Genomic DNA, 24,186 nt, shown 5'->3' on the forward strand with positions numbered 1-24,186 from the left:
GCAACAAGATGATAAAGGAAGAAAGATTACAACTCATCATAGAGCACATTCGTAAAGAGAGAAAAGTGCTGTTGGGAGACTTGAGCACCCTATTGGGGGTTTCTGAGGACACGGTAAGACGTGACATCAAGGAGCTTTCTGACCAGGGTTTACTAAAAGCCGTACGTGGCGGTGCAATTTCCAGATCACCTATCCCCCGCCATTTTCGGGAACGTGAGCATTATGATGTGAGTCATAAAGGGATTATTGCGGAAAAAGCGTTAAAACTGATTAAGAACGGCCAGGTAGTTTTGTTCGATTCAGGAACTTCAGCATTGGCAATTGCCACCCTGCTACCCCGTGATTTACAAATTACAGTCATCACCAATAGTTTCCCTGTCGCGACCGTTTTAGAAGATCACCCTTGTATAGAAGTGATATTTTTGGGTGGCCGACTGAACAAAACCTCCTTCTCGACTACCGGTTTCGAAGTGATTCAAACCATTCGTGGCATTCGTCCGGACCTTTGTTTTCTGGGTATTTGCAGCATAGACCTGATTTCTGGTATCACCGGAATAAACTATGAAGATTGCCAGGTTAAAAAAGCAATGGTAGAGACCTCTAAACAGATCGTAGCATTGGCCACAGTTGAAAAACTAGGTACAACAGAACCTTATTATATTACCAGTATCAGCGATATTGACATGATTATCACGGATATCGATCCTGATGATGAAAGCCTGAAAGGTTATAAAGAAGCCGGAATCAAAATGGAATAAAATCCATTGATTCCGGCTTGCTGTCCTGCTTTTAAGTAAAAACCAGTATTTATTACTAAAACAAGTACTTAGTACTTAAAAAGTTAGAATTGTTACTGTCTACAATTTCATTGATCAGGTGTTTATTGTTTTCATTTAGTTTCGTTGCTACTAGAGAACGGATAGAAAACGACCGCAATGCATCCACTACAGAAAGCGTGCCTTCGGCACTATCTTTTCTTCCGGTAAATGGGAACACGTCTGGCCCACGCTGGCACTGACAATTGATATTTACGCGACTCACCTGGTTAACTAATGGATCAATCAGGGAGGCGATTTCCTCATTGTCATTGCTGAATATGCTCACCTGTTGTCCGTGAGTAGATTCAATCAGGTACTCGATCGTTTCTTCCAGGTCATCAAAAGGCACAACTGGAATCACCGGTCCAAATTGCTCTTCGGTATACAGTTTCATATCTTTCGTAACCGGATACACAATAGCCGGGTAGACAAAGGATTCGTTTACCGCACCTCCGTTTTCATTGATTACACGGGCACCATGGGCGATTGCATCTGCAATACATTCCTGTAAATAAGCCGGTTTATGAGGTTCTGGCAGCGGTGTCAGTGACACCCCGTTTTCCCATGGCATTCCGTACTTTAATTGCTCCACAGCCGCAGTCAGTTCTTTTAAAAACACATCTGCCAGACTGCGGTGCACAAATATGATTTTCAATGCTGTGCAACGTTGTCCGTTAAATGACAAGGAACCTAATACCGTTTCCTGCACTGCTAACTGTACGTCTGCATTGGCCGTGATGATCGCTGCATTCTTTGCATCCAGCCCTAAAATAGCACGTAAACGATTTACTTTTGGATGTAGTTTTTTTAATTCATTGGCTACTTTACTCGATCCGATTAATGTCAGCACATTGATCTGTCCGGATTTCATCAAATCAGGAATAATCTTATTCCCACGACCATAAATCGTATTGACCACACCTTTAGGAAAACAGTCGCGGAAAGCCTCCAACAGTGGATAATGCAATAGCGTTCCATGCTTAGGTGGTTTGAACAACAGGGTATTCCCCATGATCAAAGCCGGAATTAATGTGGTAAAAGTCTCATTCAACGGATAATTGAAAGGGCCCATACACAACACTACGCCCAATGGAGAACGTCTGATCTGTGCTACAATTCCCTGCTCAATACTGAACCTCGACGATTGTCTGTCCAGATCTTTTAATGCATCAATCGTAGCATGAATGTATTCTACAGTACGGTCAAACTCCTTCACTGAATCGGCGTAAGATTTGCCAATTTCCCACATCAGGAGCTTCACTACAGTCGCTTTCTTCTCAATAATCCGGTGTGTGAATTTCTCCACACAGTGAATACGGTCTGCAACGCTCATGGTTGGCCATTCGCCTCTGCCATTGTTATACGCTGCTACTGCCGCCGCTAATGCTTCAGCAGCTTCTTTTTCACTACACAAAGGGTATGTTCCAATCACCTTACGCTTCAATCCCTCAGGGGTTTTGATGCAGATTGGCGATAAAACTTCATGTATTTCTCCATCCCATGCACGTAGTTCCCCATTGCTCAAATACTCGCGTTGGTGAACCTCTTCTGCCAGTTTAAATTCCTCCGGAATCTGATGCTCCTCTACAAAAATAGATTGGAGCTGGTCATTAAAATTCATAGTAATATGGTCGGTTAGGTAAATAAAACGAATTATAGGTCAGTAATCGGCGCGTATTTTGGAACCAATGATTTCATTACGATCCAGGCTAATAAATAAGCTACTGCACAAATTGCAAACATGATGGTATAGCCGGTCTGTGTATGCCCCAATTCCTTATAGTGGTCAAATAGTGCTCCACCAAGTTTAGACATCACTACGCCGCCCAATCCACCTGCCATGCCACCTATACCGATCACCGAAGCGATACTTTTCTTAGGAAACATATCTGAAACTGTGGTGAAAATATTTGCCGACCAGGCCTGGTGCGCTGAAGCACCGATACCGATCAGGATTACCGGAATCCAATAACTGTAATGGCCCAGCGGTTGTGCCAATAACACCAATAGCGGAAACAAAGCGATCACAAACATGGCACGCATACGACCGTCATACGGAGAATATCCTTTATTAATGAAGTACATTGGAAACCAACCTCCGCCAACACTACCAATCATGGTCATGCTATATAACACGGTTAATGGCAACATAATGTCTGTTCCCTGCAAATTGTACTGCACTTTCAGGTAAGAAGGCAACCAAAACAGGAAGAACCACCATACGCCATCAGTCATGAACTTACCAAAAGCAAATGCCCAGGTTTGTTTATAACCTAACAACTTAGTCCATGGTACTTTTTTACCTTCATCAACAACCTCTACAGGTGCTTCATCTGCCTGATCACTATTCACATAGGCCAGTTCGCCAGCACACATTCTCTTTTGATTTTCTGGTTTTTCATAGAAAACACCCCAAAAGCCCAACCAGATAAATCCTACAGCACCGATGATTAAGAAAGCAGCTTCCCAACCCCAAACGGTAGCGATCCAGGGCACGGTCAATGGTGCCAAAATAGCACCGACGTTAGCGCCAGAATTGAATATACCCGTTGCGAAGGAACGTTCTTTTTTAGGAAAATACTCGGCTGTAGCTTTAATAGCTGCCGGAAAGTTAGCTGATTCCCCAAAAGCAAGGACTGCTCTGGCGATGATAAATCCGACAACGGAAACCGGCATTGCGCCCAGTCCTACCCAAGCCAGGATTGTATTTGCACCTTCTCCGATCGGAATGGCCACGGCATGCATAATGGCACCGATAGACCAGATAATCAAGGCGATGATATAGCCCCATTTCGTTCCTAATTTATCTACAAATCGCCCTGCAAAAAGCATAGAGATCGCATATACGAATTGAAAAGCGGCTGTTATATTGGCATAATCACTGTTGGTCCAGTTAAATTCTTTCTCCAGCATGGGATGCAGGAGACTTAATACTTGTCTGTCAAGGTAATTGACGGTAGTTGCGAAAAACAGTAATGCACAGATTGTCCATCTGTAATTACTCATTTTATTCTCTTTCATTATATTTGGTTTTTGGTTGGTTGTGGTTCGATTGTAGGGGTATTATCTACCCGCTTTTACCAGTTCAATCGTTTTGCTGGTGAGGTTCGCTAGTTCGTTATAGTCTTTGTTTTCTAAAATGTCTTTACTGATTAGTTTGCTACCCATTCCAACGGCACATACGCCTGATTTGAACCAGTTGCTGATGTTGGTTTGCTCAATTTCAACACCACCGGTAGGAATGAAAAGCTGACCAGGAAAAAGGTCTTTAATAGCTGCCATATAGGATGGACCAAGGATATTTGCAGGAAATAATTTGATCAATCCAGCACCCATTTGATGTGCAGTATTGATTTCTGTCGGGGTAAAACAACCCGGAACCCATAACATGCCTTTTTCATGAACCAGATTCCCCACTGCTTCGTTTACAATCGGAGAAACAATAAAATGAGCACCAACAGCAATAAATGCTTCTGCTTCTGCTACAGTTTTGATGGTTCCTATACCCAGGTACAGGTCTTGCATTTCCGTTTTTAATGCTTCAATCAGCAGTTTGAAATTAGGCAATGCCGCCGGACCGCGGTTCGTGTATTCCAATACCCTGATTCCTGCTTTGTATAACGTCCTGATGATCTCCAGGCTCACCTGCGCATCTTCAAAGTAGAACAAAGGAAGTATTCCCTGATCTGTAATGGCCTTTAAAGAGTTTTCTTTCGTTTTCATTTCTCTATCGTTTTGTAAGGGTTCCTATTGTGGTTTATTCGTATGGTGTGTTGTTTGTTAAATAGCAGCTTCGTACATCCTGGCTACTTTAGGAATATCTTCCAGTTTGGTAGTGGTAAAGTCGGTATGGGTAAAGAGCTTCGAGAAGGCTGCTCTGGTGGCAAAACCAAGAATTTCTTCTTTGCTGTGCTCATGGTAGAAACCATAAATAAGGCCTGCCATAAAGCAATCGCCACTACCTATTTTTCCAATAATTCTTTCCGCACGGTATTCTTTGGAAACGATGTTTTCTGTAGCGGTATGTAAAGTACAATAGTATTTAACGCCCTTTTCTTTGAAATCAAACCGGAACGTATTGGCCACAGCGGTACATTTTGGAAATTGCTGCATGATGGCTTCAGCACTCTTTTTAGCTTGCTCCAGGTAAACCTCTTTGCGGTCTTCTTCAACTATTCCAGGTGCTACAGGGATACCTAACATGTTTTCTGCCGCCCATACATTACCCATGATCAGGTTACAGTATCTCGCCAGCGCAGGCATCACTTCTATCGGTTTTTTACCGTACTGCCACAGCTTACTTCTGAAATTGAGGTCCAGAGAAATCTGGATATTACGTTCGGAAGCAGCGATTAAAGCCTCTTCACAAACAGCCACAACATCCTCATTTAATGCCGGACAAATGGCGCTAAAGTGCAACCAGGAAACATCCTGAAAAACCTTATCCCAATCGATTACCCCTGTTTTTAAGGTAGAAAAAGAGGAATGGGCGCGATCGTAGATCACTCCTGCATTCTTCAGATCCTTGCCATTTGGCAGGTAATACAAGCCGATACGTTCGCCCGTATATTGCATCTGACTGGTATCAATATTCAGTTTATCCAGGTAGCTCACCACCTGTTTACTCATAAAATTGTCTGGCACTGCCGAAAGGTAGGACGATGGGACGCCCCAAAGCGCGAGTGCAGCAGCGACATTGGCCTCTGCACCTCCTACATAAAAGGACAGGTTGTTTTCTTTGAGCCAGTTCCCATCCAAATCCGGAGAGATTCTCAATAACAGTTCACCAAAGTTTAAAACCTTTCCCATATCTATTAAAATTTAAAGTACTCTTTTGCGTTGTTGTAACAGATGTCCTGAATGATTTTACCCAGCCATTCCTGATCATCAGGCAATTCGCCGTTCTCCACGTCATCACCAAAAAGATTACATAAAATCCTTCTGAAATATTCATGACGCGGGTAAGAAAGGAAACTTCTGCTGTCGGTCAGCATCCCTACAAACCGGCTCAGTAAGCCCATGTTTGACAAGGTATTCAGCTGTTTGATCATGCCGTCTTTCTGATCCAGGAACCACCATCCAGATCCCCATTGCACTTTTCCTGCAACCGTTCCGTCATTGTAATTCCCGATCATAGTCGCCATGAGTTCATTGTCGGCAGGATTTAGATTGTACAGGATTGTTTTTGCCAGACAGTTCTTGCTATCCAATCTGTTTAAGAATTTAGCTAAGGCTTTCCCCTGACTAAAATCACCTATAGAATCGAAACCGGTATCCGGCCCTAACTGACTCAATAAACGGTCATTATTATTTCTTAAAGCACCTAAGTGATATTGCTGAACCCATCCTTTTTCATGATCCCATAAAGCAAATTGAAACAGCAAGGCTGATTTAAACTGCCCGGTCTCTACCGGAGTTAAAGCAGATTGCTTTCTGATTTTAAGGTAAATTGCTTTAATTTCTTCATCTGTATAGTCATCGGCATAGATTTGCTCTAAACCATGATCAGAAACTGAACATCCGTTTTCTGCGAAATAGTCATGTCTTGATTTAAGCGCCGCTAAATAAGCATCTAAATCATCTAAAGAAGCCCCTGTTAAAGCCGCCAGCTGGTCGATATATTTATTTAACACCGTCGTGTCGTCTGCATTCATCGCTTTATCAGGACGGAAGGCAGGCAGGACTTTAATATCCAGTTGATCTCTTTTGATTTGCTGGTGATATTCCAAAGAATCCAAAGGATCATCTGTAGTACATAAAGCCTTCACATTCATTTTACGCAACAGGTTTTGTACAGAATATTCTGGTGTTTGCAATTTAGCGGTACATTCTTCATAAATCCGCTCTGCATTTTCAGGACAAAGCACTTCATGAATATCGAAGTAACGTTGTAATTCCAGGTGTGTCCAGTGGTATAAAGGATTTCTTAGGGTATAAGGCACTGTTTCTGCCCATTTCTTGAACTTTTCAAGGTCGGTAGCCCCTCCGGTGATGTAATACTCATCAATACCGTTGGCACGCATAGCACGCCATTTATAGTGGTCGCCATACAACCAGACCTGGGTAATATTTTCAAATATGAAATCGTTTGCAATCTGATCCGGCATTAAATGATTATGATAATCAATAATGGGCATCTGTTTTGCAAAATTATGATACAGCGATTGTGCTGTCTTTGTCTGTAGTAAGAAGTTGCTATCTAAAAAGTTTTTCACAGTAATATTTCTAAATGTATAAAATTTTATAAAGAAACGCCCCTTTTCCAGGGAATAAAATCATCTTGCCTGTGGCGTAAGGCACTCACCTCCACGTTCCCACTGGCCACTTCGATCACGTATTCCAATATACGGGCACCTGCGGCTTCAATACTTTCTTCGCCATCGATGATAGACCCGGTGTCCAGATCAATAATGTCCCTCATTTTATTAAACAAGCGGGTATTACTGGCAATTTTCACTACCGGAGCAATCGGATTTCCTGTCGGAGTTCCCAGTCCAGTGGTAAATAAAACCACATTTGCGCCTGACCCTACCTCTGCAGTAGTCGATTCTACATCATTACCTGGTGTACATAAAAGGTTCAATCCGGGCTTTGTCACTTTTTCGGGATAATCTAATACGGCCACTACCGGAGAGGTGCCGCCTTTTTTAGCTGCACCAGCAGATTTAATGGCATCGGTGATCAATCCGTCTTTAATATTCCCGGGCGAAGGGTTCATATCAAAGCCTGATCCTGCGGCTGTTGCCCTGCTGCTATAGGTAGTCATCAGTTCAGAAAAACGGCTTGCATCTGCACGCTCCACGCACCTGTCGCTAAGATTTTGCTCTACCCCACACAATTCAGGAAATTCTGCCAGAATTACGGAGCCGCCTAAAGCGACCAACAAGTCGGATGTATAGCCAATTGCCGGGTTTGCAGAAATTCCCGAGAAGCCATCGGAACCACCACATTCCAATCCGATACACAATTTGCTCAGAGGGGCAGCCTGGCGAACGTTTTTATTCGCCTGCATTAAACCTGCAAACGTTTGCTTAATTGCCTGACTCAGCAACTCCGATTCTTTACCAATCGTCTGTTGATCCAGGATGTATAACGGCTTATCAAAGTTGGGTACCCGCTGCTCTATTTCTTCCTGCAAGATGCTCACCTGAGCATTCTGACAACCCAGACTAAGGATGGTTGCACCAGCAACATTCGGATGTGTGATGTATCCGGCCAATAATCCGCATAAAGTCTGGGAATCTTGTCTGGTACCACCGCAACCGCCGGTATGCGTCAGGAACTTGATCCCGTCAACATTAGGAAATAAACGGTTTGCCTTCTCCTTTTGTTCTGTATAGATCAATTGTGCGTTCAGGATCTCATCCAGACTTTTTCCCTGCTCATATAAGGAGATCAGTTCTTTTGCCTGCTGCTGGTAAGTTTCATTACGGCCATAGCCCAGATTATTCAATAAAGCTTCCTGAATCACCTCCAGATTCCTGTTTTCACAGAAAACCATCGGAATCACCAACCAATAATTCGCGGTTCCCACCTGTCCGTCGTTGCGATGAAAACCATTGAATGTGCGATCTTTCCAGCCCTGGATATCTGGCTTATTCCAGGACAAATGCGCTTCATTGGTTTCAAAACCAGTCGCAGCATGTTTGATGTTTGAAGTAGTCAACAGGGAGCCAGGGGGAATATCCGCCTGGGCTTTACCCACCAATACGCCATACATGATCAGCTCGTCTCCGGATTTCATCGCTTCAGTATTGAACTTATGTTTTGCCGCTACATTGTCCTGCAACAGGTAATCTAAACCCGCATAGCTCAAAACTTCCCCTTTCGACAGGTCCGTTAATGCCACCAACACATTATCTTTTGGATGGACCTTTAATATTCTTTGCTTCATCAATTGCTTTGTAAATGTTTTTCTGACTGTTGAAATGCCTGTCGCAATGTTTCCTGCATTCCTGCTGATAAAATCAGTTTATACTGTGCTGTTATGGTCTCTTTTAGCCCTGGTAATACCGATAAGTCCGTAGACCATAATCCTGTATCTGCCAGTACCTGTTGTACATACTCTTCTGCTGACAGTCCGCTTTTTGCCTGGAAATAACCGGCCTGATCGTCTGTAATCTGGTATTCTTTACCTTCAAACACGCCAAAGTACTGGCCATTCGAGGAAGCTCTGCTCACCCTCATAAACACCAGATAGGCCGCAAAACCAAGGGCAATATGTGGCGGAACCTGGTGGTATTTCTTAAAATAGTTGAGCAACACCGGAACCACTCTGATCTTGATTTTCATCGTATACTGGAAGGTAATATTGATCCAGAAATGAGCGATAAAAGGATTCGAGAAGCGATCGATTACCGTATTTGAAAATGCGCTGGAAAGTGCTATTGCCACTTCGTAAGGAATTGCCGGTGCGATCTCTTTCTGCATCACCTTGGTGATATAACGCTTTAAAGGTTGTTCAGACATCGCTTCTGCTACCGTAGGAATTCCGGAAAGGAAGGCTATTGCCGCTGCAAGCGTATGTGAGCCGTTTAACAAACGAACTTTCAGCTCTCTGTAAACCTCAATATCGGGCTTTACAATAATTCCTTCATCTACTCCAGTTAGCCCCAGCAATCTTTCTACTTCTGCTCCACCTTCTATTGCCCAAAGGCGATAAGGTTCGGCCATGATTAACAATTGATCAGTATAACCCAGCTCCTGCTCCAGTTCAGTGAGTACTTCCGCATCAGGTTTCCCAGGGACAATCCTGTCTACCAGTGAATTGCAGAAATGAATGTGTTGTTTTAGCCATTCTTTAAATGCTATGTCTAAACCCTGGTGATCAGCTAGTTCATACACGATCGCTTCCAGTCTTTTTCCATTATCAGGGATGAGCTCTGTAGCAATCACCACTAAATCTGCATCACCATCATTCGCGGCAAAAGCTTTGAACCTCGCATACAATACAGCTAGTAATTTTGCCGGAAATGAGCGTGGCGGACGCTGGTGAATATCTTCCTTCAGGAGTTGTATGCCTACTTCAGTGGTATTGGAAACGATTAGTCTTAAGTCTTTGCTGGTTGCGATTTCCAGGATACTGTCCCAGTCCTCATCTGCAGTCAACACACGGCTGATTGCAGATGAAATGATATTTTCTTTGATATCCTCTCCTTGTTCAATCCCCCTGACACATATGGTGTACAAACTATCTTGTGCAGTAAAAGCGTTGGTATTTCCTTTACTGGTTGATTTCACCACAGCAATTCTGCCGTTAAAGGTGCCCATCAGATTTGCTTTGTTGATGAAATAATCCGGAAGTCCACGTAAAAGTACGCCGGTTCCAAATTGCAAGACCCTTTCAGGAAGGTTAAAATGCCGCTGATCAGGAACAGTTAGCTTCCCTGATCCCATACCATTTAAGGTGTTTTTGGATAGTATCATGTCTTAATTTACATTCGGTTGAAAACAATTCTACATAATAATTATAAGGAAAGTCCGGCTTAGGTGGAAATTATTTGCGCAATCGTTATCGGGAACGTTATCGTGCGCCACTCATTAGGCTATTTCATCAGAAAGGCCATTATTTGAAAAAACACAAGAAAATCAGGGATCAGGATTACATCGGCAAGACTGGTTGTGAGGTCTGGTTAATAGCTGATATTTAAGAAAATCCCGGGATTACCGGGGGATAACCGCCTGATGAAATCAGGTCGGCAGACAGGCAGGAAGGATTCAAGATATGGCTACAGGGTTTTTAACCATTTCGGATATTTCTTATCAATCAGATTTACAGGCCATTTACCATACCAGGCATACCCTACCCGTCTTTCCACTTCAATCTCTGCTACTGTTTTTTTAGGAATACTCTCCCTCCCCATAAAAATAGGCGTATTGGTAGACAGGTCATAAAACCGGGCCCATATCACACCCAATGCGTCCGCTTTCAGCACGCGGTCTTTACCACCGACTTGCTTCGGATCACTAATGAATACAAAATCATAGCCGGTAATTTTTGCCTTACCGAACCATTGAATCGCAGACTTTACGGCGCTTATGATCGCGGTAGAAGGGTTTTTCTGTCGCATTAAGAATTCTACTATCGCAACAGATTCCATGGCTGTCAATGAAACCGGCTCAAAGGCCCGTGCCTGAGCAGGTTTCAGGGTATGCTGGTCATATTGCGCACACCATACGGTTGACTTTCCATCCTGGACTACCTGCGTTTTTAAAATGCAGGATATTCCTTTATCAACGGCAACTAAAGCCCGTTTACGGTCTTCTTCGGACAGTGCCTCAAAGCCTTCTTTTCCTTCTGCCAGATCCTGCAGCACATTCAACACATTGACCATGGCATTGTCGTTGTAAGTAACTTGTCCGCGGTACAAATGGTGATCCGGGAAATATTGCGGCCAGCCACCGTTCTCATATTGTGCCTTAAAAAGATAGGCAATCCCCTTTTTTACCGCAGCCAGGTAACGTGGGTTTCTGGTGTTGGTATAGGCTGTGGCCAGATAACGCAATTCTCTTGTCGTTGCTTTGTTGTCAATTGTGGCATCGTCATGCAGGGAATCTGCCCTAATCTCTAATCGTTGGAGTGTAGAAAGTTCCCGGTTGTAATCAATAGCTACTTTGCCAACTGCTTTCGGCCATCCTCCCACACTACGTTGATAAACCAACATTTTTTCTGCTGTACTATCCAAATTTGAAGGGCGCTCGTTGAGGTTCTGCGCAACAGCACAGGAACTCAGCATCACAGCCATAAAAGCGATGGTTAATATTTTCATTATTTGTTTGAGGGTAATTGCTTAACCAACCATTGTACCAGATCAGTTGCTGCTGTGAAATTATCGTATCCGGCAGGTAACTTCCTGCCATCTACATACTCGTTATATAGCCAGGGATCACCAATAACAAAGACCGTTCCTTTGCCGTATTTTGAAATGGCAATGACGTTATTCCCTGCTTTATCTTTGACAACCGGAGTTGCAGTATCACTTAACAACAAACTACTAAACTCCTTCACAAACAGCTGTTTTGTATTTTCGAAGATAGAATTTCTTGCAGGTACATCGATCCTTGCGGTTTCATATTCGTTCTTGTTGACCCTACCCTTACTGTCTTTGTTAAACTGAATGCCAAAAGGCTTTGCCAGCTGGTTAAAATGATCCAGCTCGGTGTTGCCTGTATCATTTGCCATCAGTACCAATAACCCTCCTGCTTTAACCCAGGAACTGAGGTCTTTGATGTGAGTAGCACCAATATAATTAGGTTTTGGGCTTTCTTTTTCGGTATCCGGATCCACGATGATGTATACCGCAGCATTGCTGAGGTTTTTCAAGGTTGGTCCTGCTCCAAGCTCCTTTGTTTTAAAACCATTTCTTTCAAAAACACCTGCCCACATCGAAAAACCGCCATTTGCGCGTTCTGCCCATTTGTAATGCCAGGAGAGGTCATTTCCACTTTGGTCTTTCTTAATTTCATGGTTGAAGTAATTGTCCAGCAGCACGGTTTTTCCCTTTCCGGGTTTTGGTGCTAATGCCCATTCCATTTCGTTCGCAGCCAATAAAAAGGCACCTACACCTTTAGGGTCATTGGTAATCACCGGCTCAGACATATAGTAAGCAAAACTGCCATCGCGGTATGGTTTGCCGCCTAATCCAGACACACTAACCGTGCCTTTCAGGCTCACTGTTCCATCACCATTCTGCTCTATAAACACTTTTTCTATTCCACGATAACCTAACTCTGCAACAACAAGATAAGAGTCTGATAAATCTCCATTCCTTACCCCCTTGGCAAGGCTATAGACAAACATGGAGGAAGCAGAAGCTTCGGGATAATTTCCTTTCGCATCCGGTTGATCCAGAATGTCGTACCATAGTCCGGTTTTAGGATCCTGGTACTTTTTGATCGCCACAGCGGTCCTGTTTAAAATCTCCAGGAGTGTCTTTCTTTTTGGATGGTCTTTAGGGAAATACTCCAGTGCATCAACGAGCGCCATTGCATACCAGCCCATGGCGCGTCCCCAGAAATTTGGCGACTGCCCTGTTACCTGGTTTGCCCATTTTTGTTCTTTTGATTCATCCCAGCCATGGTACAACAAACCCGTTTTAGGATCCTTGCTATGTTTTTCCATCAGGATGAACTGATTTGCGATATCGTCAAAAGCGGCCTGGTCATTAACCAATGCCGCATATTCTGCGTAAAAAGGTTGCCCCATGTACAAGCCATCCAGCCACATTTGATGTGGATAGATCTTTTTATGCCAGAAACCACCCTCTTTAGTTCTTGGATGTCCTTTAAGCTGCTCCCTTAATGCGGTAGCGGCTATAAAATATTTCATCTGACCGGTCACTTTGTATAAAGTAAGGAGTGAACGGCCATTTTTAATATGGTCAATATTATAGTCCTGAGGCTTGTAGCGTTGAATAAGGCCTTCTTTGGTGACAAAAAAGTCCATACTTTTCTGCATGTACTTAAAATATTCGCCTTTTCCGGTTCTTTTCCAAAGCCCGTCAATTCCTTCCAGGATCACGCCCTGATCATAAGCCCATTTAACCGGCTTAGGCTGCTCAGGATTGAGGTTTAATGAGTCTGCCCATATTTCCATCACTTTAGCCGCCATACGCTCTGAGAGCGGCTTATCTGACTGTGCATAGGCTACAGAAGAGCAGCTTGCCTGTAGAACCAGCAAAGCTACCGCAGTATTTATCCAGGTTATTTTCATTTTGTTTCTTTAATCAGGTACAAGCTTATTTCCAAACCCCCGGGTAAAAATCACATAACAGAATTAAAACCAAATACTTAAAACAATTAAGCTTAATTTTTAATCCAACATATGCGATCCATCCGGCGCTTATTATTTCTTCATTTCGAGTACCGCAGACTTAGCCCCATGCGTAAATTCCGAGATCCCTTTTGCTTTACCAGTGGCCGTACCAGAGATTTTAAGGTCTTTATTCTGGTCGCCGGAAACGCGTATCAGCAGTTCTGCATTCGTATAGTCGATATTGTCAAAAAAGATCGATTTCCCGTTTTGCACATACAGTAATGGCTTTGCTTTAGGAATGTCCAGGTGTGCATTTGTCAAATGAATATTTTTAGCTTCCTGAATGTCTACACCTTCATCGGCTTTGATCACCAGATTATCCAGATAGATGTCAGAAATACTCATTTCCGGCAATCCACGAACGAATACTGCTTTGGCAGCTCCATCACAAACGACATTCTGGATATAAAACTTCCTGAAAACAGGTGTCTCCTCAGTCACAGGCAGTAATTCTACTTTAGGCGCTTCGCGCTGCTCTCCCGTTAGAGGAACCGGATCAACCGCAGCATAGTACATATCAAAAAGAATGGCCTCGCCGGCAATGTCTTTCATATTGATGTTTTTAGCATAGATGTTTTCTACCACACCGCCTCTTCCTCTGGTTGTTTTAAAACGCAGACCGATGTCTGTGCCAATGAAAGTACAATCAGAGATGAAGATATTTTTAGCACCGCCTGACATTTCACTGCCGATTACAAAACCGCCATGGGCATGGTAAACGGTACTATTTCTGATGATCACATTTTCGGTAGGCACTCCACGTTCCCTTCCTGCAGCATCACGACCGGATTTAATACAAATCCCGTCATCACCAACATCGAAAGTACTTCCTTCAATCAGCACATTTTTACAGGACTCAATGTCTATCCCGTCTCCGTTTTGTGCATACCATGGGTTTTTAACATATACATTTCTAACAGTTATATCCTCACTCATTAATGGGTGAAGGTTCCACGCCGGAGAGTTTTGAAAGGTTACTCCTTCCAGTAAAACCTGCTTACAACGGTACAATACCATTAGATTAGGTCGTAAGAAATCCTTGATACTTTCATAGAATTCCGGCGTTTTCTCTGCACTGATTTTTCCTGGATCTTTCATTTTTGATCCTTTAAGCGTTAAAGCAGAAGGATACCAGATTTTCTTGTCTTCAGACACTAAACCGCCCGAAGCCAGTAATTTCTTCCACTGGCTTTCTGTTAATTTATCTTTTTTGACCATTCTCCAGGCATCACCAGCACCATCAATGATTCCGAAACCGGTTATTGCAATATTTACCTCGTTATTTGCCCAGATTGGCGATTGATTGCGCATCTGCGAAAGTCCTTCCCAGTTTCCTTTCACCAGTTCATATTGCCTGAAGTCTTTGCTAAACTGTAACAGGGAGTTTTTCTGTAGGTGAAGATTCACATTACTTTTCAACTCCACAGGACCTGTCAGCCATAATCCCGCAGGAATAACGACTACACCGCCACCTTTTTTGCTCATCGCCTGAATGGCCGAATTGATGCTTTTAGTGTTTAGTGTGATGCCGTCATTTTTGGCTCCATAGCTAAGAATATTGATGGTGTCTTTTTTAAACTGCGTTCCTTTTACTTTCGGTAGGTTATCAAAGGAATATTGCTGCGCTTTGGTTGATCCCTGTCCTTTTGAAACCATAGGGTTCCATAACAAAAGGGAAAAAGACAAAGTCCATAGCATAGGGGTAATTTTGCTCATACAAGGCTGGTTTAGGTATCTTAAATATATTTGGTTACCGCTGTTTCCAGCTGGTACACAATTCTACATAGTTTTGTGAGAGAATAAAACAAAAGCGCTCAAAATAACTGCGCAATCGTTCCCGTATTACTGAGCTGCTTCCACACGGAACCAATCAACATCGGCATAACCGGAATCATTGCTTTTTCCTTTTTTAACGGCAAACAGCCCCATTTTAGCACCGATCCATTGTCCTTCTTCCGCGGGAAAAGACCCTGGAATGGAGGTGTAATCCGATCCATCAAGGCTATAGCTAAAAGTACAAAGTGCACCCTTTCCTACTTTAACACGCAAATACACTTCCCCTGCTTGCTCTTTCCAGTCTGTAATCGTGATTTCCTGTTCCTTTTTTCCTTTAGCAGCACCTATACATGTGGTATAAACTAAGGATACCTGTCCGTTTTTACTTTTTAAAGCAAGATTAGCATAGCTTCTGCCCATGACAATTAATCCTGCTTTTTCCTCTTCCAACTTCAGATTAGGACTGAATTTCATTTTAACAGTAGCCATAAACTCTTCCGCAGGGAATTTTTGCAGGAGCAGATTTGGCACTTCCCAGTAACTGTTCATCTCTTCGGGAGCTTGTTGCGTAAAAAGTCTTAGGCTTCCTTTTGCAGGGTTCATAATAGCCCAGGTGGCTTCCGGATTGGCCTGCCATTGCCATTGAAGGCCCATACTGTTTTCATTAAATTCGTCACTTTCTGCGGGTGTGAGGATTTGAAAAACCTTAGCCATAGCCGGCTTTTTGTATTCAGATACGGGAGTACCTACTCCTGTTCCCGCTGGATCCAATCCGATGACCGGCCAATCTTTGACCCATTTCATAGGTTGTAAATGTACCACCCGGCCATAAGGGCCTTTATCCTGAAAATGCAGGAACCAATCTTCTCCCCCGGGTGTATCAACCCAGGCACCCTGATGTGGACCGTTTACCAGGGATTTCCCCTGATCCATCACTACCTTTCTTTCATAAGGACCATAGATGTTTTTAGAACGTAGTACGAGTTGCCATCCGGTAGCTACGCCGCCTGCCGGAGCAAACAGGTAATAGTATCCGTTACGTTTATAAAATTTGGGCCCCTCGATGGTCGGATCTTCCTCATGACCATCATAAACCAGTTGCCCCTGATCTATCGCCTGATCTCCGGCCTCATTCAGCCTTTTAACCGCCAGGACACTTTTAATTCCCGCCCTGCTGCCTGCATAGGCATAAGCCAGATAAACTTTACCATCCTCATCCCAAAACGGACAAGGGTCAATCAGTCCTTTTCCTTCGGCCACCATAACTGGTGCAGACCATTTGCCGGCCGGATCCTTTGCTTTAATCAGGTAGATTCCGAAATCCGGATCCGGGTAATAGATATAAAACTCTCCTTTATGAAAACGAATGGCAGGTGCCCATACGCCATTACCGTGCTGAGTCTTAGAGAAATGAGCTTCAGGAATTTGTCGGGTTAAGGCATGGCCGATAATTGACCAGTTCACCAGATCTTTGGAGTGTAGGATCGGGATTCCGGGAACACCATCAAAACTAGAGGCAATCATATAAAAATCATCACCCACTCTGATCGCGTCAGGATCTGAATAATCGGCATTCAATACCGGATTTTTATACTTTCCATTACCAAGATCGGCCACCCAGACTTTACTGATGGCGGACTTATTAAGCATTGAATTTCCGTTTAAATCCTTCCGGAGTTGTGCATTTGCATATCCTCCACAGAAGAACAAACTACCCAGCCATAGACTTCCTATCCATAAACGGGTAATCCCTGTCTGCTTAACCATTGTGGTTTCTTTAGCTACTGCTGATTGTTTAACTACTGCTGATCGTTTAACTATTGTTCCGGCTTCCATAAACTTTTTCCTGAAAATATCTTGATTAATGTATAGGCTTTAACTTCTTTCTTAGACAATTGCTTTGACCATGGGATTCTTGCTGTAGTTGCTCCACCTGGTCCTTTAGAACCGTATTCCGCATAAAAACTGGTCTTATGATTGTCGTTCGCATTCCAGGCAGACCAGCCCGCAGGCAAGATATGCGAACCCATTTCTGTGTTTATAAATACGGTATTGGCATAGGGCCGCCAGGGCCTGCCGAGATAAACTTTTGTGATGCCGGGGGATGCAGTCAGCTCACAATCCAGGAACACAAAACCATAAGGTTGTGCCGGAGTCGTTGAAGCTGCTGTGAGGTAAGAATTCCTTTTGCTGTGGATATGGCAACGTTCAAAGACTACTGTCGCCGCCCCAAAGATGAAATCGGTGGTTCCTTCTATATAGCAATCCACATAATACTGTCTGCTGGTATCTACAGCAGGAAACAGCGTATCCTGATTCCCGGTTATCCGGCAATTCTTAACCAGCATACGATCTCCTTCTGCATGAAGCGCGACTGCTTGTCCAACCGGACCAGCAGTATTTTCAATGGTCAGGTTCTCTGCCCTGAAATCATTCCCCTGCACCAGTAACGTATAGGAATTGAAAGTATTGATTCCTGCTTTGCCTGAATAATCCCCGTTAGAGATCACAGTCTGCTCTTTATCTTCTCCGAGAAGAAACACTTTTGTTTTCCAGGAGGGTACGACTAGTTTCTCTTTGTACACTCCCTTTTTGATGTGGATGGTGACTACGGGAACTGAGAAATCGCGGACGGCATTAATTGCAGCCTGAATAGATTGAAAGTCCCCGCTTCCATCTTTACTTACCGTAAAAGAGGCCGGAAAGGTTTGACTAACCTGAGCCGGGGTGTTTTGGCCAGCAGTGTTTTGAGCTATTGTCCGAAAACACGCTCCCAACAACATCAGGAACAATATTAACTTTTTGCTGGTATCCATCCTTTAAATATCTTTTCTAGTGTATAATCCGCAGCTTCCTGATCATTTAGTTGCTTCGCCCAGCTCACTCTTTTTCCTGGAGTACTGCCAATTCCTTTGTTCTGGTACTCCGCATAAAAAGCAGTTTGCTCATTGCTGGTTTTACCCCAGTTGTTCCAGCCTTCTGCTTTAATCATTTCACCAAGGTCACAATTCAAAAAAACTGCTTGTGAATATGGACGCCAGGGTCTCCCCAGGTAAACGGATTGTGCAGGCGCAGTTCCTGTAATTTTACAGTTCAAAAATACATAGCCATGTTTTACAGAATCCGGTGCCGAGGAAGCAGTTACAAAACCCGGTTGTTTACAGAATAGCTCACAATCTTCAAAGACAGCGGTGGCTGATCCGAAGATGAAATCTACCGTTCCGCTAATGAAGCAGTGGTAAAAGTATTGCTTGCTTCCGGGACCATAAGTATACAGCGTATCCTGAAAGCCTAACATCCTGCAATTCAAAAAGCTGGCTTTGTCTCCGGCTATCCATAATGCCACGGCCTGACCTACCGGGCCAGCCGTGTTTTCAAAGGTGATGTTCTTAGCGGTAAAGTCATCGCCATAAATGTAGAATCCGGAAGAACCGGAGGTTCCCATTTCTTCGCCAAAGCGGTTCTTCTTTTGCGCGTAATCGTCGTAAAAAAGAATGGTCTTCTCCACACTTTCTCCGATCATCGTCACCATCTTTTTGGAGGCCGACAGGTTTAACTTCTCTTTATAGCGTCCGTTTTTAATAAAAATAGTAGTGGTTACTTTTCTAAAATCAGGAACGGCATTGATTGCTTCCTGAACCGTTTTAAAATCACCGCTTCCATCCTGAGCAACCACCAACGTTTTATCTTGTGCTTTTAACTGTCCCGGGCCTAAAAGACCAAAAACAGCGAGCCATAATATCATTTTCATTTCTTTGTTGCTTTAGGTTGTACGATATAATTACACAAATCCAATTGCTGCTTTTTCATTTCTGAAAGCACAAGCTGGGCGATTTTCCTGGCTCCAAACTCATTAAAATGAGTATTGTCTTTTTTACCTTCCGGATAATTCGGATGAACACCAGGTTCCAGCTGCATAAACAGTTTTTTAGCGGCCAATGGACCCATTTTTTCATACATCGCCCTGCTGTCTCTATCAAGATCAATCAGGGGGACATCATACGCTTTCGCTACTTCATATACCGCAGCGGTATATTCCGTATGCGTTTCTTTTGCATGATCGCTTTTATCGAAACTCAATCTGGATACCGGAGTAATGAGCACAGGAATGGCATTTTTCGCCCTACTTTCTTTGATAAACCTGGCAAGGTTAGTCTTGTAATCTGCTACAGAAGTGTAGCGCTCTTTATATTTCTCTCCTTTAGCGGCATCATTGTGACCAAACTGAATCAGCACATAATCACCTTTACTTAAGCTATCCGATACATTTGACCATCGTTTTTCTGCGATGAACGTTCTGGTACTCCTTCCTCCTTTTGCGCGGTTATTCAGTTCCACATCAGCGGTAAAAAAACCGGCAAAGGGCATTCCCCATCCTGTTAAGGGCGCTCTGGAACTTTCATAATCACACATTGTGGAATCACCAATCATCCAGACCTTTATTGGCGTTTGCCCGTTTATAAAAGCAGTACATAAACAGACTAAGCCAACTGCAACTATCTTTAACTTTCTAAATTGAGTGATTTGCATCATTTCTTAATTAATCTTGTTTTTAACCAGAAACCTTAATACCGGTAAATTTAATGTGCTCATTTCCTGTAAAACCAGTTGTGCCATTTCTCTTGCACCGAGTTCATTAAAATGCGTATCATCTTTTTTCCCTTCCGGATAATTTGGATGTTCTCCTGGTTCTAAATGGTTGAACAACAATTTAGATTGCTCCGGACCATATTGCTGCAATAAGACCTGACTTTTCAAATCGAGGTCAATCAAAGGAACCCCGGAAGATTTGGCTAATTCCCTAACCAGCGCTGCGTATACCCCATGGGTTTCCTTAACTTTTCCGGAATCATCAAAACTTCTTCTGGCTACTGGCGTGATCAACACCGGGAAAGCACCTTTTGCCCGGGTTTCCTGAACAAATTTCAACAGGTTCTTTACGAAATCTGCTTCCGGTGTATAGCTGGCTTTGGTTTTCACTTCATCATTATGACCAAACTGAATCAACACATAATCGCCTTTTTGAAGTCCTGAGGCCACTGGCGCCCATAAATTCTCTGAGATAAAGGTTTTGGTACTCCTCCCATTCTTCGCGCGGTTATCGACTAAAACAGCTTCGCTAAAAAAATTAGCAAAAGGCATTCCCCATCCAGTTTCAGGGAAAGCGCCTGCTGATTTAACAGCAAGCGTAGAATCCCCGATCAGGTATATTTTCATTTTTTGCGGAGGTGTTGAAACAAAAGACATCAATACCAGGGCCATTAAAGCAAACCAGCTATATTTTCTCATTCCTGTGATTTAAAGTGCCCATCGCGGGTCGCCAACTTGTCCACCGCTGCTATTGCTTTTCAACAATACAGATCCGGCAGGCAAAGTGAATTGAGTGGTATTCGCATTCCAGCCCGGATCTACCGTTTGTCCCAGTTTAGCTCCGGCAGGTAAAGGCAAGTCAGTTCCATTGGTATTGCTTGTTTTCAGGTTAAAAGTATTGTTGTATTCAAAAGTTGTAACAGAAGCGCCTGAAGTAATCGAGGTTAGTCCTGCCACCGTACCAGAACGCGGTGCATTGGCAATAATAGAGTTTTTCATGCTAAAGGTAACCGGGTTTGCAGCCGCAATGATCAATGTATACATCCCGGCAAAGCCGATATTATTGATGGAACACTCACTGATGCTTACCTCTGGCGCGGCACCAGCCATCGTGGTTTTACAATTTACCAAACCTGGCGAACTGTTATAGATGGTACTCTTCGTAATTTTCAATGATTTAAAGGCAAGTTTATCCAGGTGGAACAGGTAATAACTGGTACCAGAAATATCATAGATCTTACATCTGTTGATCTCCAGTTCATTCATGACGAACAAAGTATTCCGATCCGCACGTACAATAGCCGTGCTGATCCCATGAATCCAGGAGTTTTCAAACCTGACATTTTTAAATGTAGAAGCAACGCCTGTACCGGAGCTAATCAAATCGCAGAAATACAAGGAACTGTAGGCTGTTCCATCAAAGTTAATTCCTGAAAACGAAAGACCAGCTCCCGTACCAGTCAGGGTAAAGCCTTTTCCGTTTACTTTTACCTTCTCCGGATTATCATTCACTGATCTTAAAGTGATCATTTTACCGGCAAGATTTACTAAGGCCGGCAATTCATAGGTACCATCTTCCAGACCAATCACCGCATTATCCGCAGCCGTAGCAATGATGCCCGCCAGGTTATCAGCCGGTGTAATCTTTACCGTATAGACAACCGGTGCTGATGTTGTAAAAGTCAGGTAGCCATTGCTACTTGTTCCTGAAAACAACTCCGCAGTATATTTGGTGCTGGCCATAAGACCCGGAATAGTCACCGATTTTTTGGCCAGATCGGCTGTACCTAAAGTTACTGTAATTGCAGTTCCGGTTTCCGGAGTCAGGACAATTTTAGAACCCGCCGGAACTTCCAAAAAGCCAAGGTCTACACTATTGTCCCTAACCGTTATTTTGTCGGCCCTAAACAATTGTTTACCCACAATCTTAAATCCTGAACTCAACATATATTTAGATTCCGGCTGTGTAGCGGTTGCATTTGCTTTGATACGGGCAAAATATTTGAGCCTTAATTTAAGCTCTCCCTCCTTAACCGTAAAACCAGCAGAATCGGTTTTACCGGAAAACTCCGTAGTAGAGAACAAGGAATCTGTAGAAAAATCTACGGTATAACTATATGGATTGTCACCGGTAAACAAAGGAGCTTTCCAGCTTAACCATGCGGAGCTTTCTGAGGCTACCACTTTAATTTCTGAGGGCTTAAAAATTCTTGGGGCCGCTGTTGGTGTTTCGTCCTTTTTGCAGGAGGAGACAAACAAGGCTGAACTTGCAAATAGAAAACAATGGCAAGCGATCGTTAAAAGATTTCTTTTCATGACTGTATAGACTTAATAACCATTATTTTGAACCATATTGGTAGTTTCGATGAGCACCGTTTTAGGGTAAGGTAACAGCTCGCGTTCATTTGCTTTGAAGTACGTTGCGAAACCATTTGCAGTACCAGAGATAGATCCGGAAACCTTATCATCATTCACTGCCATGCGCCATGCTTTAACAGTATATCCACCCGCAGGTGCTGCCGGAGTTCCAAGACCTGCACTATAAAATACCGTATTTGGCGTACCGCCATAAAAGTCCAGGTTGGCCACTTCCGCTACGCTGCCGCCTTTCAGGTAATTGTTCTCTTTTACATAAATATAAAGCGGCACATTGGCATACGCGCCAACACCGTTCATAAAATCCTTCAACTTATTACGTGTTTCATTAAACTTCGTCTCCATCAGGTTCCAGCGGATCAGGTCATATTTACGAATCCCTTCCCCACCAAATTCCAGTAAGCGTTCTTTTACAATCGCCTCAAAGAATCCAGCTTTATCTTGTGGAGTTACAGGGATAACCGTTTCGAAACCCAGGTAAGCACGCTTACGCACTCTTTCTAAAGCCAGTTTAGCATCAGCAGAAGGCCCGCCATTAACCTCATTATCAGCCTCTGCAAACATCAGCAGTACATCTGAAAAGCGCAATATAGGCCAGTTGATGGCGAAATTCTGAGAAGTGGAAGTGTTGTTAAAGGCTGTCCATGCTTTTCTGAATTTCCCATCGGTCATGGTAGTCGCTACATTCAGGATTTTCTTAGAATTGTCATTGATCTCGTATACACCGATGGTCACATCTCTCCGGCTATCTTTAGCAGGATCAAACTCATAAAAGTAGGTAGGAATTGCGTTCATACCACCACCACCTTGTCCAAAGGTAGATTTAGCAGAGTATCTTAAGCCATTATAATAACCCAGTTTACTATCTGTAGAAGCATTACCTCCAAATGCACCAACCTCGAACATTAACTCATGAGCATCATCCAGACGCGCACCATGCAAAGTCTTAAACACATTTTCATAACTTGGATTTAAATCATGTTCTGCTGCCTCAGCAATCACCTCAGCGCATTCTTTTGCTGCGATCTTATAATAAGTTAAATAATCTGCTCTTCTTTCCATTCGACGGGTATCAATACGTAAAGCGTATCCACCTCTGGCTAAAGCAATCCTTGCCCTTAGCCCCTTTATTGCTCCTTTGGTAAAACGGAAGCTCCCGTAATCGGCGATCTTTGATCTCCATGGCACCAGCGTTTGTGCCAGTTCCAGGTCTTTCAAGAGCTGATCATAAGTTTCATCGCGGTTGCTATTGAAAAAGTTCAGGGTAGGCGCATCAGAAGCCGGAACAAAAGTTCCCGGAACATCTCCCCAGTTGCGGATCAGTTCCTGGTAAAACTGAGCTCTTAAGGCCAGTGCTTCCCCATAATACCTGCCCATTTCTTCTTTCTGAGCAGCAGTACCACTGGTATATAATTTTGACAACGGGATATATTTAATACAAATGTTGGCACGTTCTACACCTGCAAACAATTGCGCAAAAGGTTTGGTCAATTCTGTATTGTCGGAGCTTGCCCCATACATACTTACCCCTCTACGATCTGAAGAGCTGTAACTGCCTGATGTTTTAAAATCATCGGCACTCAGGTTCAGGATTGTTGCCAACCGGTTTCCATATCCGTCGTCACCAACCAATCTATTGTACACCCCAATCAGGGCAGAGTTGGTATACACCGTACTTTCGAAGACCGTTGAAGGCGAGGAAACAGAAGGAGATTCAAATTCCAACGCTTTTTTACAGGAAGGAAGTATGCTTAAAGTGCCAATCGTAAAAGCCATAATGGCAGCTGATAATATTTTCGTTTTCATTTCTTT

The 24,186-nt window shown here is 43.4% G+C and carries 18 protein-coding genes; 1 reads left to right on the forward strand and 17 read right to left on the reverse strand.

Annotated elements, in window-relative coordinates:
- The first annotated feature begins 8 nt into the window (after nt 1-8).
- Nucleotides 9-758 (forward strand): DeoR/GlpR family DNA-binding transcription regulator, encoded by a 750-nt coding sequence (locus OQX61_RS22065; protein WP_265843991.1) that lies wholly within the window; start codon nt 9-11, stop codon nt 756-758.
- A gap of 55 nt (nt 759-813) precedes the next feature.
- Here OQX61_RS22065 and OQX61_RS22070 read toward each other — a convergent pair whose 3' ends face one another.
- The 17 genes from OQX61_RS22070 to OQX61_RS22150 all read right to left on the reverse strand — a co-directional run bounded on the left by OQX61_RS22070 (nt 814) and on the right by OQX61_RS22150 (nt 24,180).
- Nucleotides 814-2,439, reverse strand: coding sequence for an NADP-dependent glyceraldehyde-3-phosphate dehydrogenase (locus OQX61_RS22070; protein WP_265843992.1), 1,626 nt, complete (start codon nt 2,437-2,439; stop codon nt 814-816).
- A 32-nt stretch (nt 2,440-2,471) separates the two neighbouring features.
- Nucleotides 2,472-3,839, reverse strand: a complete 1,368-nt coding sequence (locus OQX61_RS22075) for an MFS transporter (RefSeq protein WP_265843993.1) — start codon at nt 3,837-3,839, stop codon at nt 2,472-2,474.
- Between the two features lie 42 nt (nt 3,840-3,881).
- Nucleotides 3,882-4,541: a bifunctional 4-hydroxy-2-oxoglutarate aldolase/2-dehydro-3-deoxy-phosphogluconate aldolase gene (locus tag OQX61_RS22080; protein WP_265843994.1), complete on the reverse strand. Its 660-nt coding sequence runs from the start codon at nt 4,539-4,541 to the stop codon at nt 3,882-3,884.
- Nucleotides 4,542-4,598: 57 nt separating this feature from the next.
- Nucleotides 4,599-5,627: a sugar kinase gene (locus tag OQX61_RS22085; protein WP_265843995.1), complete on the reverse strand. Its 1,029-nt coding sequence runs from the start codon at nt 5,625-5,627 to the stop codon at nt 4,599-4,601.
- A 5-nt stretch (nt 5,628-5,632) separates the two neighbouring features.
- Nucleotides 5,633-7,033 (reverse strand): glucuronate isomerase, encoded by a 1,401-nt coding sequence (uxaC, locus tag OQX61_RS22090; protein WP_265843996.1) that lies wholly within the window; start codon nt 7,031-7,033, stop codon nt 5,633-5,635.
- 26 nt (nt 7,034-7,059) lie between these two features.
- A complete protein-coding gene (locus OQX61_RS22095; RefSeq protein WP_265843997.1) occupies nt 7,060-8,712 on the reverse strand; it encodes an altronate dehydratase family protein in 1,653 nt (550 codons plus the stop codon).
- Nucleotides 8,712-10,244, reverse strand: coding sequence for a tagaturonate reductase (locus OQX61_RS22100; RefSeq protein WP_265843998.1), 1,533 nt, complete (start codon nt 10,242-10,244; stop codon nt 8,712-8,714). The genes OQX61_RS22095 and OQX61_RS22100 overlap by 1 nt, the downstream gene beginning before the upstream one ends.
- A gap of 302 nt (nt 10,245-10,546) precedes the next feature.
- Complete coding sequence (gene pelA / locus OQX61_RS22105) at nt 10,547-11,587, reverse strand: pectate lyase (protein ID WP_265843999.1); 1,041 nt, start codon at nt 11,585-11,587, stop codon at nt 10,547-10,549.
- A complete protein-coding gene (locus OQX61_RS22110; RefSeq protein WP_265844000.1) occupies nt 11,587-13,530 on the reverse strand; it encodes a DUF4350 domain-containing protein in 1,944 nt (647 codons plus the stop codon). Before OQX61_RS22110 ends, pelA begins: the two co-directional genes overlap by 1 nt.
- 132 nt (nt 13,531-13,662) lie before the next feature.
- Nucleotides 13,663-15,348 (reverse strand): glycoside hydrolase family 28 protein, encoded by a 1,686-nt coding sequence (locus tag OQX61_RS22115; RefSeq protein ID WP_265844001.1) that lies wholly within the window; start codon nt 15,346-15,348, stop codon nt 13,663-13,665.
- Between the two features lie 126 nt (nt 15,349-15,474).
- Nucleotides 15,475-17,244 (reverse strand): glycoside hydrolase 43 family protein, encoded by a 1,770-nt coding sequence (locus OQX61_RS22120; RefSeq protein ID WP_322973639.1) that lies wholly within the window; start codon nt 17,242-17,244, stop codon nt 15,475-15,477.
- Nucleotides 17,226-18,224 (reverse strand): pectinesterase family protein, encoded by a 999-nt coding sequence (locus tag OQX61_RS22125; protein WP_265844002.1) that lies wholly within the window; start codon nt 18,222-18,224, stop codon nt 17,226-17,228. The genes OQX61_RS22120 and OQX61_RS22125 overlap by 19 nt, the downstream gene beginning before the upstream one ends.
- Entirely contained in the window at nt 18,203-19,159 is a 957-nt protein-coding gene (locus tag OQX61_RS22130) for a pectinesterase family protein (protein ID WP_265844003.1), read from the reverse strand. The genes OQX61_RS22125 and OQX61_RS22130 overlap by 22 nt, the downstream gene beginning before the upstream one ends.
- Nucleotides 19,156-19,941 (reverse strand): rhamnogalacturonan acetylesterase, encoded by a 786-nt coding sequence (locus OQX61_RS22135; protein WP_265844004.1) that lies wholly within the window; start codon nt 19,939-19,941, stop codon nt 19,156-19,158. The genes OQX61_RS22130 and OQX61_RS22135 overlap by 4 nt, the downstream gene beginning before the upstream one ends.
- A gap of 3 nt (nt 19,942-19,944) precedes the next feature.
- A complete protein-coding gene (locus OQX61_RS22140; protein WP_265844005.1) occupies nt 19,945-20,697 on the reverse strand; it encodes a rhamnogalacturonan acetylesterase in 753 nt (250 codons plus the stop codon).
- Between the two features lie 9 nt (nt 20,698-20,706).
- Nucleotides 20,707-22,314, reverse strand: a complete 1,608-nt coding sequence (locus OQX61_RS22145; RefSeq protein ID WP_265844007.1) for a DUF4957 domain-containing protein — start codon at nt 22,312-22,314, stop codon at nt 20,707-20,709.
- Nucleotides 22,315-22,326: 12 nt separating this feature from the next.
- Complete coding sequence (locus OQX61_RS22150; protein WP_265844008.1) at nt 22,327-24,180, reverse strand: RagB/SusD family nutrient uptake outer membrane protein; 1,854 nt, start codon at nt 24,178-24,180, stop codon at nt 22,327-22,329.
- Nucleotides 24,181-24,186 lie beyond the last annotated feature (6 nt).

This window comes from Pedobacter sp. PLR (assembly GCF_026239675.1).
Lineage (GTDB): Bacteria > Bacteroidota > Bacteroidia > Sphingobacteriales > Sphingobacteriaceae > Pedobacter.